Below are 15,816 nucleotides of genomic sequence, written 5' to 3'. Positions count from 1 at the left end.
AAAAGGGTGATCACATACTTTATACCTTACAACATGATCGCCTACCTTCTTATCCAGCAAAAGCCAAAAGCGATCACACCATTTAATCTAAAAAATCGTCATTATAAATAGTCTTTCATTTTACAGTTATTATTTAAGCAAAATGCAAGCAAAACATAAAAACCAGACTTCATAAGAGTTATACTGTCTAAAGAATCAAAGCAGATTGTTCCTAAATAACGCTGCAACTTGCATTTAGGCTAAAAATAGACTCTTTTTTCTCCCGCCGCGAAAAAACCTTGCATTATATGATGTTGAGGAGCGATCGCTAGGTTCGGAGTAATCCCAAGAGTGCATTTGACGGAAAGGAAGACCCATCTTTTGGAAGACGTACTTCTCTTTCACACCAGAAGCTACCAAATCAGGCTTCAGCGCTTTGATAAATTCCTCGAATTCGTAAGCGGTAACGTCGTCATAAACGATGGTGCCGTTTTCGATGTAGCCAGCGGTACGTTTGTAGTCATCGTTATGAGCGAACTCATAACCTGTACCAATCATCTTCATGCCCAAGTCTAGGAAGGCTGGGACAACGTGGCGAGGACGTAGACCACCAACCATGATGGCAACAGTCTTACCTTCTAAGCGGGGGCGGTACTTACCGACTACCGCATCCATTGTTGGCTGATACTTGGCGATTACCTTCTCAGCGTTTGCTTGGATTGTTTCGTCAAACTTGGAAGCGATTTCCCGTAAAGATTCAGCAATCTTGGTGGGGCCGAAGAAGTTGTATTCTAACCAGGGAATACCATAAGCTTCTTCCATGTGACGGCTGATGTAGTTCATCGACCGATAGCAGTGGATGAGGTTCATCTTCACATTGGGGGTCATCAACATTTCGTTGATGGTGCCATCACCTGACCACTGAGCGACTACGCGCAAGCCGATTTCTTCTAACAGGATGCGGCTAGCCCAAGCATCACCACCGATGTTGTAGTCACCGATAACGGCTACATCATAAGGGGTTCCTTCAAACTGGAGTGTACCGTCTTTTTTAGCTTGGTCTGCTCTGGTGAAAACCCAGTCACGAATCATGTCGTTAGCAATGTGGTGTCCCAAAGATTGGGAAACACCCCGGAAGCCTTCGCAACGCACAGGTACAACTGGCTTGCCAATTTCTTTCGATGTCTTCCGAGCAACAGCTTCGATGTCATCCCCAATTAGACCGATGGGACATTCAGATTGAATGGAAACACCACGGTTGAGGGGGAAAAGTACATCAAGTTCTTGGATAAGCTTGGTAAGTTTCTTGTCACCACCGAACACGATATCTCTTTCTTGGAAGTCAGAGGTGAAGTGCATGGTACCAAAGGTATCAATACCTGTGGTGCCGATGTAGTAGTTACGACGACCAGACCAAGACCAGTAACCGCAACCTACAGGCCCGTGGCTGATGTGGATCATGTCCTTAATAGGACCCCAAACCACACCTTTAGAACCGGCGTAAGCACAACCACGAGCGGTCATGACACCAGGAAGGGATTTAACGTTAGACTTAACGCCGCAATCGGACTTACCTTCTTCGTATACGCCTAAGTGCTTTTCCCGTTTTTTCTTAGCTTTGTCGGGGTAAGCTTCTAGAACTTCTTTAATTAGTTCTTTTCTTTCTTCGATGATGTTTTGATTTTCTGGAGGTGTCATATTTAGCCTCTGTGACTCGTAAGGATCGGGGCATAGGGGGACTAGGAGTCCCCTCTAAGATTAGGGGGGAGATGTAAGGGAGAGGATAAAAGGGAAGATATGAAACTCTTCCTTTTTCCTTGTGCTAAAGCGTTATTTATTAGCAGCGAATTATACTACAGGAGCTTCAGCAGCAGTCTGACCAACCAACTTGGCGGTATTTTCGTCGCTTTCGAGGATACCGAATTCAATCAACAATTCTTCTAGTTCTTCCATTTCGATGGGTGTAGGAATATCTAGCTTCTTGTTGTTAATGATCTTTGTAGCCAATGTGCGGTATTCGTTAGCTTGGTTGCTTTCAGGAGCGTACTCGTTAACGGTCATGCGGCGCAATTCTGCGTGTTGAACAATGTTGTCACGAGGTACGTAGTGAATCATTTGGGTGTTCAACCGTTTTGCCAAGGTTTCGATCAATTCGATTTCTCGGTCTGTGTTACGGCTGTTACAAATCAAACCACCCAAACGCACGCCACCGGTGTGAGCATACTTAAGAACACCACGAGCGATGTTGTTAGCAGCATACATCGCCATCATTTCACCTGATGTAACGATGTAGATTTCTTGTGCCTTACCTTCGCGGATAGGCATTGCGAAACCACCACACACAACGTCACCTAATACGTCGTAAGATACGAAGTCTAGGTCTTGGTAAGCACCATTTTCTTCTAAGAAGTTGATGGCGGTGATAATACCACGACCGGCGCAACCTACACCGGGTTCTGGACCACCAGATTCTACGCAACGAACGTCACGGAAACCGGTCAGCATTACTTCTTCGATTTCGATATCTTCTACTGCACCACGTTCTGCGGCGAGGTGAAGAACGGTTGTTTGAGCTTTGCTGTGCAGCATCAAACGGGTGGAGTCAGCTTTAGGGTCGCAACCGACGATGAGGATGCGTTGACCCATTTCTGCCATAGCTGCCAAGGTGTTTTGGGAAGTGGTAGATTTACCGATACCGCCCTTACCGTAGAAAGCTATCTGTCTTATCTTTTCGTCTGTCATGGTTCTTGTTTCCCTGCAATTGGTTGGTTGGTGGGTCTGTGCGTTTGTCAGTTGCGTTCACGCCAGTTGAGCGACAGTAGTGAGCGCGTGTAGAGCATCGTTGGTAGCGTTGGCATAAATGCCTGCTGGGGGCGATCGCTCCACAGCCAAAATTTTTGACAGTAAGTTCATCGATCTTCCTCGTTAAAATTTTTTTCTTTTGATTTTTTGTCCTTTGTCCTTTGTCATTTGTTTTGACAAAGAACAAAGAAAATTACGCAATTTACAAATACGTCATAATGTGTTTCAGCTTGCAAAAGTCAAGAGGACTTGATGTTGTTATTTGTCAACAATCAACGCATAAGTCCTATTACTTGTTCAAAATAGCGCCCTTCATATTTGTGACGCGATCTAGTGCAGCTTTGGTGTCATCTGCTGACACTCCACGCACAACCATTGCTTCGCCGAGATGCTTGGCGATCGCATCGAAGTGTGGTTGCTGTAGATTCATTCCTGCGTGAGTTTTGTCCATTGGACGACCGCCGTATTGCTTTGGCCCCTCAAATATTTGACCTAAGAAAGCAACTAGATGATTACGTTGCTTCGCCATGTCTGTACCAGCAAAAATGGGACTGAGGAGGCTGTCTGCGGCAATGCGTTTGTGGAGTTCATCTACTACTTGTTCAATAGCTGGTTGTCCACCAATGTTGTCGTACAATGTGCTCATATCCTGTTCCTTTGAAGCGAGTTGGATGATGAAATTTGCAAGTAGGTGCTTAATCTATGCAGCCTATATGCTGTTAGCCTTTATAGCTAATTTAGCTATCGGTTGTCGGTAGGATTGAAGCATTGATGTGGAGACAATTATATGGTTCAAATCCTACTTTCTGTTCCTGGCTGAATGCATATTAGAGCGTATTTGTGGATTACGTTAAGTCCTACAGCAATTCCTAAACTGCTTCGACTACAAGGCTCTTGCTGACACGATCTTGTAATCTGGCTTCGATCGCAATTTTCAGAGTTGCTGTACTGCTAGAACAGGAACCGCAAGCACCTTGCAGTACAACTTTAACGCGATCGCCTTCTACATCATAGAGTTCTACATCTCCCCCGTCTGCAATGAGTACGGGTCTGACTTCTTCATCAAGAACCTTTTGAATTAGAGCAATCTTTTGGACGTTTGTTAGCGCTCGTTCCTTAGATGTAACAATTTCTGTGGCAACTTTTACGCCGTAATTGTTGAGAGCAGGTGAGGCGTATTCCTGTTGAACTGATCTTATTATATCATCAATGTTCGCCAGACAGGAACCGCATCCGCCACCAGCTTTCACATAATTTGTTACTTGTTCAGCATCCGTGAGATGATTTTCTAGAATCACGCGACGAATCTTAGACTCGCTGATGCCAAAGCAACTGCAAACTAATGCACCTTCATCGTCATCATCGTGGGTAGCTAGAGGAATGCCACGATAATTATAGATAGCGGCTTCTAGGGCTTCTTGTCCCATGACAGAGCAATGCATCTTTGCTTCTGGCAAACCACCCAGGTAATCTGCAATGTCTTTATTGGACACTTTCAGGGCTTCGTCTAAGGTTAAACCTTTGACCATTTCGGTTAATGCACTAGAAGATGCGATCGCACTAGTACAACCAAAGGTTTGAAAGCGAGCATCTAGAATCTTATCAGATTCTACTTCCACTTTCAGGTGCAATCTCAGAGCATCGCCGCAAGCAATGCTACCGATTTCGCCCGTTGCAACCTTAACTCCAGCTTCGCCCGTTTCTTCAATTTCTCCCTGATTCTTGGGATCGTAAAACAGTTCTAATACTTTATCGGTGTAGTCCCACATAATGAATTTTAGATTTTAGATTTTGGATTTTAGATTGGGGGATTGGGTGCTGGGTATTGGGTATTGGGAAAATTCTTCCTTAATTCCCAGTCCCTAATCCCCAGTCACCAGTTTCTAGTCCCTAACGATGCGCTAGTGCTTGTTCTTGTCCTTGCAACCAACCTGCATTATCATTTTTGAAGGGTGAGAGGGCGCGTAAACGTTCTACAATACTGGGCATTACCTCTATTACTCGATCGATTTCGGCTTCTGTGGTGTAGCGACAAAGACTGAAGCGAATAGAACCGTGCAAAGTTGTGTAGGGTAAGCCCATTGCCCGCAGGACGTGGGAAGGTTCCAGAGAACCGGAGGTGCAAGCAGAACCGGATGATGCACAGATACCGTATTTGTTCAATAACAACAGGATTGCTTCACCTTCGATGTACTTGAAGCCGATATTGGTCGTGTTTGGCAATCTCTGCGTAACGTCACCGTTAACGACACAATCGGGAATTGTAGCTAGTAAAGTTTGTTCGAGGCGATCGCGCAGCTTTCTTTGTTTTGCGATCGCTTCTTCTAAGTGTAACAGTTCCAGTTCCGCAGCTTTGCCCAAGGCGATAATTGCTGGAACATTCTCTGTTCCCGCCCTACGTCCACGTTCTTGGTGTCCCCCAAGAATAAAAGGACGGAACCGAACCCCGCGTCGAATATACAAAGCACCAATTCCTTTTGGCCCGTGCAGCTTGTGACCAGATAGGGTTAACATATCCACAGTGCTAGTCTTCATATTCAGAGGGATTTTTCCCACTGCTTGCACCGCATCTACATGGAATATAGCGCCATATTCTTTTACGCGCAACCCAATTTGTTCAATCGGGAAAATCGTCCCAGTTTCATTGTTAGCATACATAATTGTCACCAGGGCGGTGTTACCCGTCAAGGAAGCTTCTAGTTCATCTAGATCCAGCTGCCCTTGATTATTTACTGATAGATAGGTAACACTATAACCTTGGGTTTCTAATTGTTTGCAGACATTGAGTACTGCTGGATGTTCAACTTGAGTAGTGACGATGTGTCGCTTTTCTGGTTGCGCTAACAGTGCGGCTCGAATCGCCGCGTTATCTCCCTCAGTACCGCAACTTGTGTAGACAATTTCTGACTCATCGGCTCCCAGGATAGCTGCAAGTTGTTCTCTTGCGGTTCTCACTGCTTTACCGACTTGCCCACCAAAGGTATGCATACTGGAGGGATTGCCGTAATAATCTGTGAGGTAAGGTAGCATTACCTCTATAACTTCTGGGTCTACCTTAGTGGTGGCATTATTATCGAGATAGATGCAGTTATTTTGCATTGTTGTCTTCAATTACGAATTAAGAATTACGAATTATTTAAGCTTCTGCACCCATTGTTTGGGCTTGGCGCTTTTGCAACTGCTCTGAGTATTTCTGAGAATAGCTTTGAAACCAAAGTTCCCAGTAATCTTGTTTATTTGTTAATTTAGCGACTACGCGGTTGTAATTAGCAAACCAGCCTTCCCAATAATCGCTAGGCTGCTTAACGCAACTGTCGCAAGTGGGACAACCAGCTTTACACTGAGGCACAGTATGAATGCTACCAATACAGTTTGTACAAAGTTCAGAGTCAATCCAGTGCTGTCCATCAACCACTTTTACTGCATTTGTCGGACATACCGTTAGACAGAGATTGCAGGAAATACACTGGCTAGTAAGAATTTTGTAAGCCATGATTTATTCTCCTTTTGGGAATGGGGGATTGGGCATTGGGTACTGGGTAATGGGTACTGGGTATTGATTGGGAAAATTCTTCCTTAATTCCCAGTCCCTAATCCCCAGTCCCTAATCCCTAATTCCCTAATTCCTTAACGTATTGCTCGTAGAACTCCAAAGCAACCTTTTCAATTACGTCGTAAGCTTCAACAGACTGTATTCCAGCTTCTTGCAATTTTTCTTGAGGACTGTTACCAATCTTGGAGACTAAAACTGCTTTGCAATCTGCGATCGCTTTCATAATATGCTCAAAGGAAGCTTCTTCGCCGTATCCACCTTGGCAGTATTGGTCAATTTTGCGATGACCGACAAAGCGAACTTCGTCTCCACCCACTTCGTAAATTTGGAATTCTTTCGCATGACCGAAGTGTTGGTTAACCAATCCGCCGCCTTTGGTTGCTACTGCAACTAAGATTTTAGGACTGTTGGCAATTTTCTTACCAGCTAGCGCCTTGTCTTTGGCTACTTTAAGTTCTTCTTTAAACTTCTCAATTCCTTCGTGAACAGTAGCGCGTTGTTCCATGTCATATTCGGGAGCCATTTCCAAGAATTTCTCTTTGGAAAACTCTTGACTGCGGTCTTCTCCCAACAATCCGACTGCATCGGCACGACACTGGCGACAGTGACGCATCATCTTCATGTTACCAGAGCAGTTGTCTTGAACTTCTTTGAGTTCTTTGGGTGTGGGGCCGCGTTGACCGGTTAAACCAAAGTGTGTGCCATGTTCTGGTGCAGAAATCAATGGCATGATGTTGTGCAAGAATGCACCTTTCTCACGAATGACTCGATTCACTTCAACTAAGTGATGGTCATTAATTCCGGGAATCATCACGGAGTTAACTTTGCACAAGATATCAGCATCTTTCAGGGCTTGCAATCCTTCCATCTGTCTTTCGTGGAGGATTTTTGCACCTTCAAGACCTCTGTAACGCTTGCGTTTGTAGTGAACCCAAGGATAAATCAATGCACCGATCTCAGGATCTACCATGTTAATGGTGATCGTAACGTGATCTATATTTAATTGTTTAATGCGATCGATGTAATCTGGCAGCATTAAACCATTGGTTGATAAGCACAGCTTGATATCTGGTGCTTGTGCTGCAATCAACTCAAATGTGCGGAAGGTTTTTTCTGGGTTCGCCAATGGGTCGCCAGGGCCGGCAATTCCCACAACTGTCATTTGGGGAATCTTCCCACCAATGACCAAAGCTTTGTGTGATGCTTCTTCTGGTGTTAGCAATTCGCTAACTACTCCAGGACGGCTTTCGTTAGCGCAATCATATTTGCGGTTGCAATAGTTGCATTGAATGTTGCAAGCGGGAGCAACTGCAACGTGCATCCGCGCATAGTGGTGATGAGCGTCTTCGCTGTAGCAGGGATGTTTAGCAATGCGTTCTTGGAGCTTTTCGTCCCTTTCCACGGTGGCGCTGCTGGGGCTGTCGCAGCCGCAACCACCTGATTTTGCTTGGGTTGGCGATTCCGTAGCGTTGGAGTTGAGGAGTCGTGTAGACGGTGATGTCATTGAGTTTCGCAAAAGGTCGGTGGACTTGGCTGCCACTGTGGGAGATGTTGTTGCTGCTCTCTATGCCCAGAATTGAAGTCGCGTCTTCCACACTGCCTGCAAACCCTTGGGTTCGGGCGACTTGTTTTCAAGTCAGGCAGGCGATAGATATCTGATGTTCGGCTGGTGTGTGTCAACGTTCAGTTCTTGGGTAGAATTTATGCTTACAGCCGCGACTTCTTTTCACTTCAGGCATGGTGCTATGTCATCCCTCCACTCACCCTTCGCTTTGTTTTGTTTCAGAGCGTTAGGTGATTGGCGATATAAGATTTATAGCAGCCGTCTCCCAGCCAGATGTTGCGTCTCTCTAGGATAGAATTTATTGGATTTATTACTTTTGTACTCAAATATTAAAAACTCTCATTCTTCAAGGATTACAAGAATTAAAAAAGTTTTTTTCAGGTAGGGGTTCTAGTATTTTTTGGTTGGGGTTCTAGTGTTTATAGATAGGGGTTCAGGATTTCTTTGTACTCAGCTAAAACTCAATCTCAGCAAGGAATTTAATCTAATTCTAACTGGTTTTGAGTTATTAAAATGTGTACTCAGATTGCCCTCAATTTCCGTCAAAAGCAAGAGATGCCAAGGGTTTGAGGGTGAAAAACTGGAGTAGTCTACATCGTTCTACTCCAGAAAAAAAGCGAAATTCAATTCTGTATCTAACATATCATTTTTTTGAGGGTAAAAATGCAATTCATATTTTTTTAATTTTTGCTTTGACAATCATATTCAATTGTGGTTGCAAGTCTTGTCTGGTAAGCTATATGAGCTATTGGAAATAGAGGCGTTGCTGCACATATTTTTCAAGAAACTTAACTTTTAACTCCTTTTTTTTCATTCCCACAATGAGGAGATGGGTAGGAAACTGTTAGATTTTGTGTTTAAGAGAAACAACAAACTATAATCTAACATGATTGTGCGATCGCAATGAATTTTCTGAATTGCTCATTACAAACCTTAGCAAAAACCTCACCCCCGAAGCAGCTACAATCAAGCCAAGCGTGAAAAAATCTGAGTTTATGATAACCATCTCCCAACAGCCCCTAAAAATGACCGTTGAGGAATATCTGGAATGGGAACCTCAGCAAGACCTTCGCTACGAATATGCCAATGGCGAAGTATTTGCCATGACAGGCAGTACAATTCCCCATAACGACATTGCACTTAACTTGTACACTGCCTTACATCCTCATCTTCGTTCTAGAGGTTGTCGAGCGAATGTGTTAGACGTGAAAGTGCAACTCACTCCCCAAAGTCGCTACTATTATCCTGATGTTATTGTCAGTTGCGACCCTGAAGACCTTAATGCCCGCAAATTTATTCAACATCCCAAGCTAATTGCGGAAGTTCTTTCGCCAGGGACAAGCGCTAAAGATCGGGATGAAAAATTTACTTATTATCTAAAAATCCCCAGTTTGCAAGAGTATATCTTGATTGACTCCGAAAAAATCTCCGTTGAGCGTTACTGTCGGGGAGAGGGTAGAATGTGGCTTGACTATCCCTACACGGCTGGAGATATCGTCACTTTATCGAGCATTGAATTTGAGTGTCCGATTGAACTACTGTATGAAGGTGTTGTATTTAGCACTGAAGAATGAAAAGCGATCGCTCTTTAGGATTTCCAGGAAATAACTTTAATAAAAGCATTTTTCACATTATCGTGATATAAGTCTTTAGCTGGTATACAGGTGTAGTTTTAGACTGATATTTCTATTTTAGAAAATCTCTGACTGCGCCTAGCATCTTCGTTAAATGCCATGCGTAAGCGTAGACATCGCTACACTGGATTCATACCGTCTGAGTTTATTAAGTCAAACAGGGTAGCAGGAGGAATGCAATGAAAGCAGTGGTTATCCGTCGCTATGGCGGTGCTGATGTTTTGCAGTATGAAGACGTGGAACAGCCGAAAATTGAGTCAACACAGTTACTTGTGAAAGTTCGTGCTAGTAGCGTTAATCCCATTGATTGGAAAATCCGCCAAGGGATGTTGAGTTTGATTATCGGCAGCAATTTTCCAAAGATTCTGGGGTTTGATGTGGCGGGAGATGTGGTGAGTGTTGGCTCTGGTGTCACCCGTTTTCAACCAGGAGATGCTATCTATGGCAGTACTAGCTTCCCTGGAGGAGGTTATGCCGAATTTGCAGCTGTTCCAGAAAATGTGGTGGCTCTCAAACCAACGAATCTATCTTATGAAGAAGCTGCGGCTGTGCCTTTAGCAGCGCTCACGGCTTTGCAAGCACTGCGAGATCAAGGAAATATTAAAACAGGACAAACTGTGTTGATTAATGGTGCTGCGGGCGGTGTGGGGATTTTTGCGGTGCAAATTGCCAAGGCTTTAGGGGCAGTGGTGACGGGAGTTAGCAGTACTAAAAACTTGGATTTGGTGAAATCTTTGGGAGCAGACCGCGTGATTGATTATACGCAGCAGGATTTCACCCAAGATATAGCACAGTATGACATTATCTTTGATGCAGTGGGTAAGCGATCGCTCTCAGAAACCAAAAAAGTCCTCAAACCCAACGGAGTTTACATCACTACCGTACCTAACCCCAAAGTCATGTTAGAGATCGTCTTAACAGCGTTCCTTCCTGGTCAAAAAGCTAAATTTCTCTTTGAGAAACCTAATGCTAAAGACTTGCTTTTTCTGAAAGAATTGATTGAGGGGGGTAAAATTCGTGCAGTAATCGATCGCACATATCGCTTACAAGAATTGGCTGCGGCTCATGATTATAGCGAGACTGGGCGTGTAGTGGGCAAAATTGCGATCGCGGTTTCTAGTTGATTGGAGGACAGTAAGCCAAAAGCAGTACAGGGGATTCAATTTTGGATTTTAGATTGACCCTAAGACCGGAGTGGCTCATGAATGCAAAGCTGCTCGTTCAAGAATTTTGAATAATAGAATTGCTCTCACGTTTAAATTTTGGATTTTAAATTATTTAAATCCAAAATCCAAAATTTAAAATCTAAAATTCGGCGAGTGGTGCTACTTGACCTCTATAAACGAGATGATGTTATCCACGTCTCCCAGAGATTTATAATCACCAGCACCGAACTCACGGCATAGACCACCAGTTTCATTTTGGCATACACGCACCACTGTACCTGGTGGTACACTTAATGAGCTAATAGTGTCATTCCCCACAATATTTAAGTCACCTTTATTGGCTTTGTATACTCCTGGAGTTGTGGGAAAAGTCTGGGAAACTCCAGCAAAATTAGGTTCTGTGTAGACCTTAACCCCTGATGACGGATTAACTTCTATAAACGAAATAATGTTATCCACGTCTCCCAGGGATTTATAATCACCAGCACCGAACTCACGGCATAGACCACCAGTTTCATTTTGGCATACACGTACTACCGTACCTGGTGGTACACTTAATGAGCTAATAGTGTCATTCCCCACAATATTTAAGTCACCTTCATTGGCTTTGTATACTCCTGGAGTTGTGGGAAAAGACTGGGAAACTCCAGCAAAATTAGGTTCAGTGTAAACCTTAACCTCTGATGACGGTGTGGAGGGGGCATTGTAAACGAGCTTGTAGATAGTGCCACTGTAGTCATCTGAAATTAACAAATTACCTTGCTGATCCACTACCATATCCACAGGCCGCCCCCAGACTTCTTGTGTTGCTGGAACTAGCCAACCACTGACTAAATCTATCTCCTCTTCTAATGTCTTTGTTGTAGTGTTCCACGGAAAGTAAGCTACTTTGTAGCCCGTTTTCTTCTCCCGATTCCATGAACCATGCAGCCCCACTACTGCCCCACTTGAGTACAGGCTGGGAAAGTTGGTATTTTGTAAGAATGATAGTCCCAAGGGAGCCGAATGGGCAGGGATACCCTTGTCAATCCTGTCTATTGCATTGCAATTAACATCTCCATTAGCATTGAACTGATAGTCGCGGTCAAAGGGCATGTTGTTGAAGCCATTTAATGTATCAGGATTGGGGTTACAGAATGGCCAACCGTAGTTACCCCCATCTCGGATTCTTGTGAACTCCTCTGGTGGGTGGTTGTCTACGTAGGAAGCGATAACCTTACCGTAATTACCAGTGCTATCGTTGAAGGGATAGGCGATGTTATCTCGATTATTAACGACTACCCAAAGGTCATTTGTGCCAGGTAAGAATGCTAACCCTTCGGCATTACGTAAACCTTGGGCAAAAAGTCGCTGATTGGTTCCATTAGCGTCGTACTGGTAAATTGCACCACGCTTTGGGTTACTGACAGTATCTTGCTTGCAGGCATTGCATGTGGAAGCGATGGACACATACAGTTTGTCATTGCCATCAAGGGCAATATTTTTCAGTTCGTGACCATAAGCGCCTTTGAGTTCTGATGTGCTGCTATCTGGTAAGCCAGTTATAATTATTTGACGATTTTTTGCGGTTAAGTCTCCAGAGTTGTAGATGAAGCGGTTAATTTGATTAGTCTCGGAGATATAAACGTATGTGGTGTTATCAATCTCATGAAACACAATGTCATGTGGTCTGCGTAGACCCGTCACGAAGTCAGAAATAATTGGGTCTTTGCTGCCATTTGGCCGGACAAGTAACACTTTACCCGTATTGGGCTGTGACACTAGAAGATCCCCATTGGGAGCAACTGCCATAAAGCGAGCATTCTGAATGCGAGCATAAACAGATATGGAGAAGTTGGGGGGCACTTTTAAGTAACGGTTAGCATTAAAAGGCGAAGAGGTCATTGTACTAGGCACTTTTATCTGGGTGTCAACCGACGCAGCAGGCGGGCCGCCAAAGGCTGCGGTGGGAACAACTTCTAAGGACATGAGACTAACTAATGATGCAGATAGTATGCCTCTGAGCATCTGTGTTGGGTTTAAAGCAAACATAATTCTTTTCAACTTCTCTCTAGCGTGGTCGTGATATATATTACACCTAATTCTCGGCTAGCCGATTTTTCCGAGAGATAGAACAAACCTTACTAAGGGGTATGAGTTTTTGAGAATACTTCGTTAGATATATTTATATACTCGTATTTTTTTCATCATCAAAAAATAGGTGAACCGAGAGTTACAAGTAAAGGGAGAGCGATCGCTATTTGAAACCGAAACAGTCCTTAAGCTTCCCGGAATTCTCACCACCATACTTAGCCATAAAAGCCTGTATAAAGTCTCTTAACGGCGTTTCTACCCCATCAAGAAGCTAAGTTAATGTTTCAAAAAGCGTAGGTGTTCAGACTTAGTTTTTCTCAAAGAATTGATTTAAGCTGAGAAAATTTTTGTAGTGATTAATCGCACATATCCCTTGGTAGGACTAGCGGTAGATCGTGGTTATAGCGAGAATAAAGTGAATGGGCGAGGTTTTCCAGATACTGTGAAAAGCCAGGTATTTTTTCCTGTGATATTTCTGCAATAACCCTGAAATCTGGAAACATTACTTAAGTTACTGTATATACTCGTAATCAAAATCTCAACAGAAGCGAGTATTATGCTGGACTGGTTAGCTATTTGGGGTGTAACTCAGGCCGCCGGGTTGATTTTTAAACCCATTCTGGAAGACTTAGCCAAGGATGCTGCTAAAGATTGGGCTAAAGATTTATTAAAAGGCATCCCTGGCAATATTTTAGAGAAACTTAAGAAAGAAGACATAGAAATCGCTGCTGGGAAAGCTTTAAAAGAATTTTTACAACTGGTGCAGGAAGATTTAAAAGGTGGAGAACTTTCTGAAGATGAAATCAAAAAGTATACGCAACCGATAAAGCAATTTCTCAAAGTTCAAGAAGTCAAAGAAGTTTTGGGGAATGCCTTTAAAGATCATAATCCAGCTATAGATACTAATAAATTACAACAAATTTGGGATAAAATTAATGTTTCAAATCCCTTACCAGATGATTTTAACTGGAAGCGGGTTGGTAAGAAATATCTGCAAAAGGTTAAAGAGATTATTCAAGGTATTCCTGAACTCAGAGATATTCACGATTCCCAAAATCTGGATAAAATCAAAGATATCTTAGAAGGCAATGCCCATCAAATTACCACATTTGATTTAGTTAAATATCAAGAGGGAATCCGGGAGTGCTATGGCAATCTCAAGTTAGATAGCTTAGATACTAGCGGCTATGCCTATAACGAACTGAAATTATGGCGGATTTTTACTGCTCAAAATGTCCGGGAAACTCATCAAGTTTTAGCACAAGTTCACGAACTGCCTAAAGAACATCTTAGACGGTTGCGAGAAAGTGAGCAGGTAGAAGCTATTGAATTAGAAGAATTAGAACGCCACAAACGGGTTTATTTTGAACAGCCGATCCGTTCAGTTTTAGATGTTGTCAATAAAAAGCAAGATTACAAATATATTGTGATTTTGGGCGATCCTGGTTCCGGGAAGTCTACATTGTTGCAATTTCTGGCTTTGAATTGGGCAGAGTCACCACTGGATAATGTTATCTCTTTACCAATTCCGTTGCTAATTGAGTTACGCACTTATATGCGGCGACGGGAAGATAAAGAGTGCAATAATTTTCTCGAATTCTTTCATCAATGTAGTGGTGCAATTCATCATCTCAATCAGCTTGAACTAGATAAACAATTAAAAGCTGGTAATGCCTTAGTGATGTTTGATGGTTTGGATGAGGTATTTGACCCTGGTAAGCGAGAGGATGTAATTACTGATATTCATCGCTTTACTAATGACTATCCTGATGTGCAGGTAATTGTCACTTCTCGGATTATTGGCTATAAAGCGCAACGATTGCTTAATGCTGAGTTTCGCCACTTTATTTTACAAGATTTAGACTCAGAACAAATTCAGGATTTTATCTACCGTTGGCATGAGTTAACTTTTACCGATGCAGTAGATAAAGTGAGAAAATGGGAACGGCTAACAAGAGGAATTGAAGCATCCAAATCTATTGCAGAATTGGCGGGAAATCCTCTGCTGTTGACGATGATGGCAATTCTAAATCGGAATCAAGAGCTACCAAGAGATAGAGCAGAGCTTTATAATCAAGCATCGCGGGTACTGCTACATCAATGGGATGTGGAACGCGCTTTGATTGAAGATAAGAGGTTAGATCCCAAGACGATTGATTATAAAGATAAGCAAGCGATGCTGCGTCAGGTTGCTTATCTTATGCAAACTGGTGATAAAGGTTTGGCAGGTAATTTGATTAATGAAAATGATTTAGTCAAAGTTCTGAATGATTATCTCAAAACTATAGAATTTGATAAACCCAGAGATGTGGCGCGGGTGATGATTAATCAACTGCGGACTCGCAACTTTATGTTATGTTTCCTGGGTGCGGATTATTATGCTTTTGTGCATCGGACATTTTTAGAATATTTCTGTGCTTGGGAGTTTGTCTGGCAGTTTAAAGAAACGCAAACGCTGACTATTGAGGAACTTAAGAATGAAGTTTTTGGCAAACACTGGCAAGATGAAAGTTGGCATGAAGTCTTGCTGTTAATTGCGGGAATGATTGAGCCTAAATTTGTTGGCGAGATTCTTGATTATTTAATGGCGCAAGATGGCGAAGGGGAAAAGTTTGTTAATCTCTTTTTAGCGGCTAAGTGTCTTGTAGAGGTGAGAAATCGCTCGTTAATTGGGTCAACGGCTAATAAATTACTTAACGAGCTAAAAGACTTAACTAAATATGACCTCTGGTACTATTACCACCCCCAGCTAAATATAGAAGAAATTCAGCTAGTTCAGGAGATTCGTACTCTAGCAGTCACAGCAATTGCAACGACCTGGCAAGAATCTCCCGACACCAAAACCTTCCTCAAAGAACGCGCTACCCAGGATGATGACAGCAATGTGCGATATGCAGCAGTCCAAGCATTAGCCCAGAACTTCAAAGATGACCCCGACACCAAAACCTGGCTCAAAGAACGCGCTACCCAGGATGATGACAGGGATGTGCGATATGCAGCAGTCCAAGAATTAGCCCAGAACTTCAAAGATGACCCGGACACCAA

The 15,816-nt window shown here is 43.1% G+C and carries 12 protein-coding genes; 4 read left to right on the top strand and 8 right to left on the bottom strand.

Annotation, left to right across the window (positions count from 1 at the left end):
* Positions 1-234: 234 nt before the first annotated feature.
* The 7 genes from nifD to nifB form a co-directional block, all read right to left on the bottom strand.
* On the bottom strand, positions 235-1,677 hold the full coding sequence (gene nifD, locus V7K42_RS00555; protein ID WP_334912542.1) for a nitrogenase molybdenum-iron protein alpha chain: 1,443 nt from the start codon (positions 1,675-1,677) through the stop codon (positions 235-237).
* A gap of 150 nt (positions 1,678-1,827) precedes the next feature.
* Positions 1,828-2,721, bottom strand: a complete 894-nt coding sequence (nifH, locus tag V7K42_RS00550) for a nitrogenase iron protein (RefSeq protein ID WP_334912540.1) — start codon at positions 2,719-2,721, stop codon at positions 1,828-1,830.
* Positions 2,722-3,070: 349 nt separating this feature from the next.
* Positions 3,071-3,427 carry a globin domain-containing protein gene (locus V7K42_RS00545; RefSeq protein WP_334888291.1) on the bottom strand — a complete coding sequence of 119 codons (357 nt, stop codon included), beginning with the start codon at positions 3,425-3,427 and terminating at the stop codon, positions 3,071-3,073.
* A gap of 223 nt (positions 3,428-3,650) precedes the next feature.
* The gene (gene nifU / locus V7K42_RS00540; RefSeq protein WP_094349931.1) at positions 3,651-4,550 is read right to left on the bottom strand and encodes a Fe-S cluster assembly protein NifU; all 900 of its coding nucleotides are present in this window, start codon (positions 4,548-4,550) and stop codon (positions 3,651-3,653) included.
* A 121-nt stretch (positions 4,551-4,671) separates the two neighbouring features.
* A complete protein-coding gene (gene nifS / locus V7K42_RS00535) occupies positions 4,672-5,880 on the bottom strand; it encodes a cysteine desulfurase NifS (protein ID WP_334912538.1) in 1,209 nt (402 codons plus the stop codon).
* Positions 5,881-5,917: 37 nt separating this feature from the next.
* Positions 5,918-6,274, bottom strand: a complete 357-nt coding sequence (locus tag V7K42_RS00530) for a 4Fe-4S binding protein (RefSeq protein WP_334912537.1) — start codon at positions 6,272-6,274, stop codon at positions 5,918-5,920.
* Between the two features lie 118 nt (positions 6,275-6,392).
* Positions 6,393-7,838: a nitrogenase cofactor biosynthesis protein NifB gene (nifB, locus tag V7K42_RS00525; RefSeq protein WP_334912535.1), complete on the bottom strand. Its 1,446-nt coding sequence runs from the start codon at positions 7,836-7,838 to the stop codon at positions 6,393-6,395.
* Positions 7,839-8,893: 1,055 nt separating this feature from the next.
* Here nifB and V7K42_RS00520 point away from each other — a divergent pair.
* Positions 8,894-9,472, top strand: coding sequence for a Uma2 family endonuclease (locus V7K42_RS00520; protein WP_334912533.1), 579 nt, complete (start codon positions 8,894-8,896; stop codon positions 9,470-9,472).
* Between the two features lie 239 nt (positions 9,473-9,711).
* A complete protein-coding gene (locus tag V7K42_RS00515) occupies positions 9,712-10,656 on the top strand; it encodes an NAD(P)-dependent alcohol dehydrogenase (protein ID WP_334912531.1) in 945 nt (314 codons plus the stop codon).
* 201 nt (positions 10,657-10,857) lie between these two features.
* On the opposite strand, the gene V7K42_RS00510 is transcribed toward V7K42_RS00515, so the two are convergent.
* The gene (locus tag V7K42_RS00510) at positions 10,858-12,729 is read right to left on the bottom strand and encodes a PQQ-dependent sugar dehydrogenase (RefSeq protein ID WP_334912529.1); all 1,872 of its coding nucleotides are present in this window, start codon (positions 12,727-12,729) and stop codon (positions 10,858-10,860) included.
* Between the two features lie 394 nt (positions 12,730-13,123).
* Between V7K42_RS00510 and V7K42_RS00505 the strand changes: the two genes are divergently transcribed.
* A complete protein-coding gene (locus tag V7K42_RS00505; RefSeq protein WP_334912527.1) occupies positions 13,124-13,255 on the top strand; it encodes a hypothetical protein in 132 nt (43 codons plus the stop codon).
* Positions 13,256-13,327: 72 nt separating this feature from the next.
* Positions 13,328-15,816 (top strand): NACHT domain-containing protein (locus V7K42_RS00500; RefSeq protein ID WP_334912525.1); only part of this gene is annotated, 2,489 nt, incomplete at its 3' end.

The organism is Nostoc sp. (assembly GCF_036917455.1).
Lineage (GTDB): Bacteria > Cyanobacteriota > Cyanobacteriia > Cyanobacteriales > Nostocaceae > Nostoc.
Note: the sequence above shows the minus strand (reverse complement) of the source record. Positions and strands in the feature narration are given on the sequence as shown.

Bases quoted from the DNA above. Each gene is read 5' to 3' on its own strand.
- V7K42_RS00520 (WP_334912533.1), top strand. From the start codon at position 8,894: ATGATAACCATCTCCCAACAGCCCCTAAAAATGACCGTTGAGGAATAT.
- V7K42_RS00545 (WP_334888291.1), bottom strand. From the start codon at position 3,427: ATGAGCACATTGTACGACAACATTGGTGGACAACCAGCTATTGAACAA.
- V7K42_RS00530 (WP_334912537.1), bottom strand. From the start codon at position 6,274: ATGGCTTACAAAATTCTTACTAGCCAGTGTATTTCCTGCAATCTCTGT.
- nifD (WP_334912542.1), bottom strand. From the start codon at position 1,677: ATGACACCTCCAGAAAATCAAAACATCATCGAAGAAAGAAAAGAACTA.
- nifB (WP_334912535.1), bottom strand. From the start codon at position 7,838: ATGACATCACCGTCTACACGACTCCTCAACTCCAACGCTACGGAATCG.
- nifH (WP_334912540.1), bottom strand. From the start codon at position 2,721: ATGACAGACGAAAAGATAAGACAGATAGCTTTCTACGGTAAGGGCGGT.
- nifU (WP_094349931.1), bottom strand. From the start codon at position 4,550: ATGTGGGACTACACCGATAAAGTATTAGAACTGTTTTACGATCCCAAG.
- V7K42_RS00515 (WP_334912531.1), top strand. From the start codon at position 9,712: ATGAAAGCAGTGGTTATCCGTCGCTATGGCGGTGCTGATGTTTTGCAG.
- nifS (WP_334912538.1), bottom strand. From the start codon at position 5,880: ATGCAAAATAACTGCATCTATCTCGATAATAATGCCACCACTAAGGTA.
- V7K42_RS00510 (WP_334912529.1), bottom strand. From the start codon at position 12,729: ATGTTTGCTTTAAACCCAACACAGATGCTCAGAGGCATACTATCTGCA.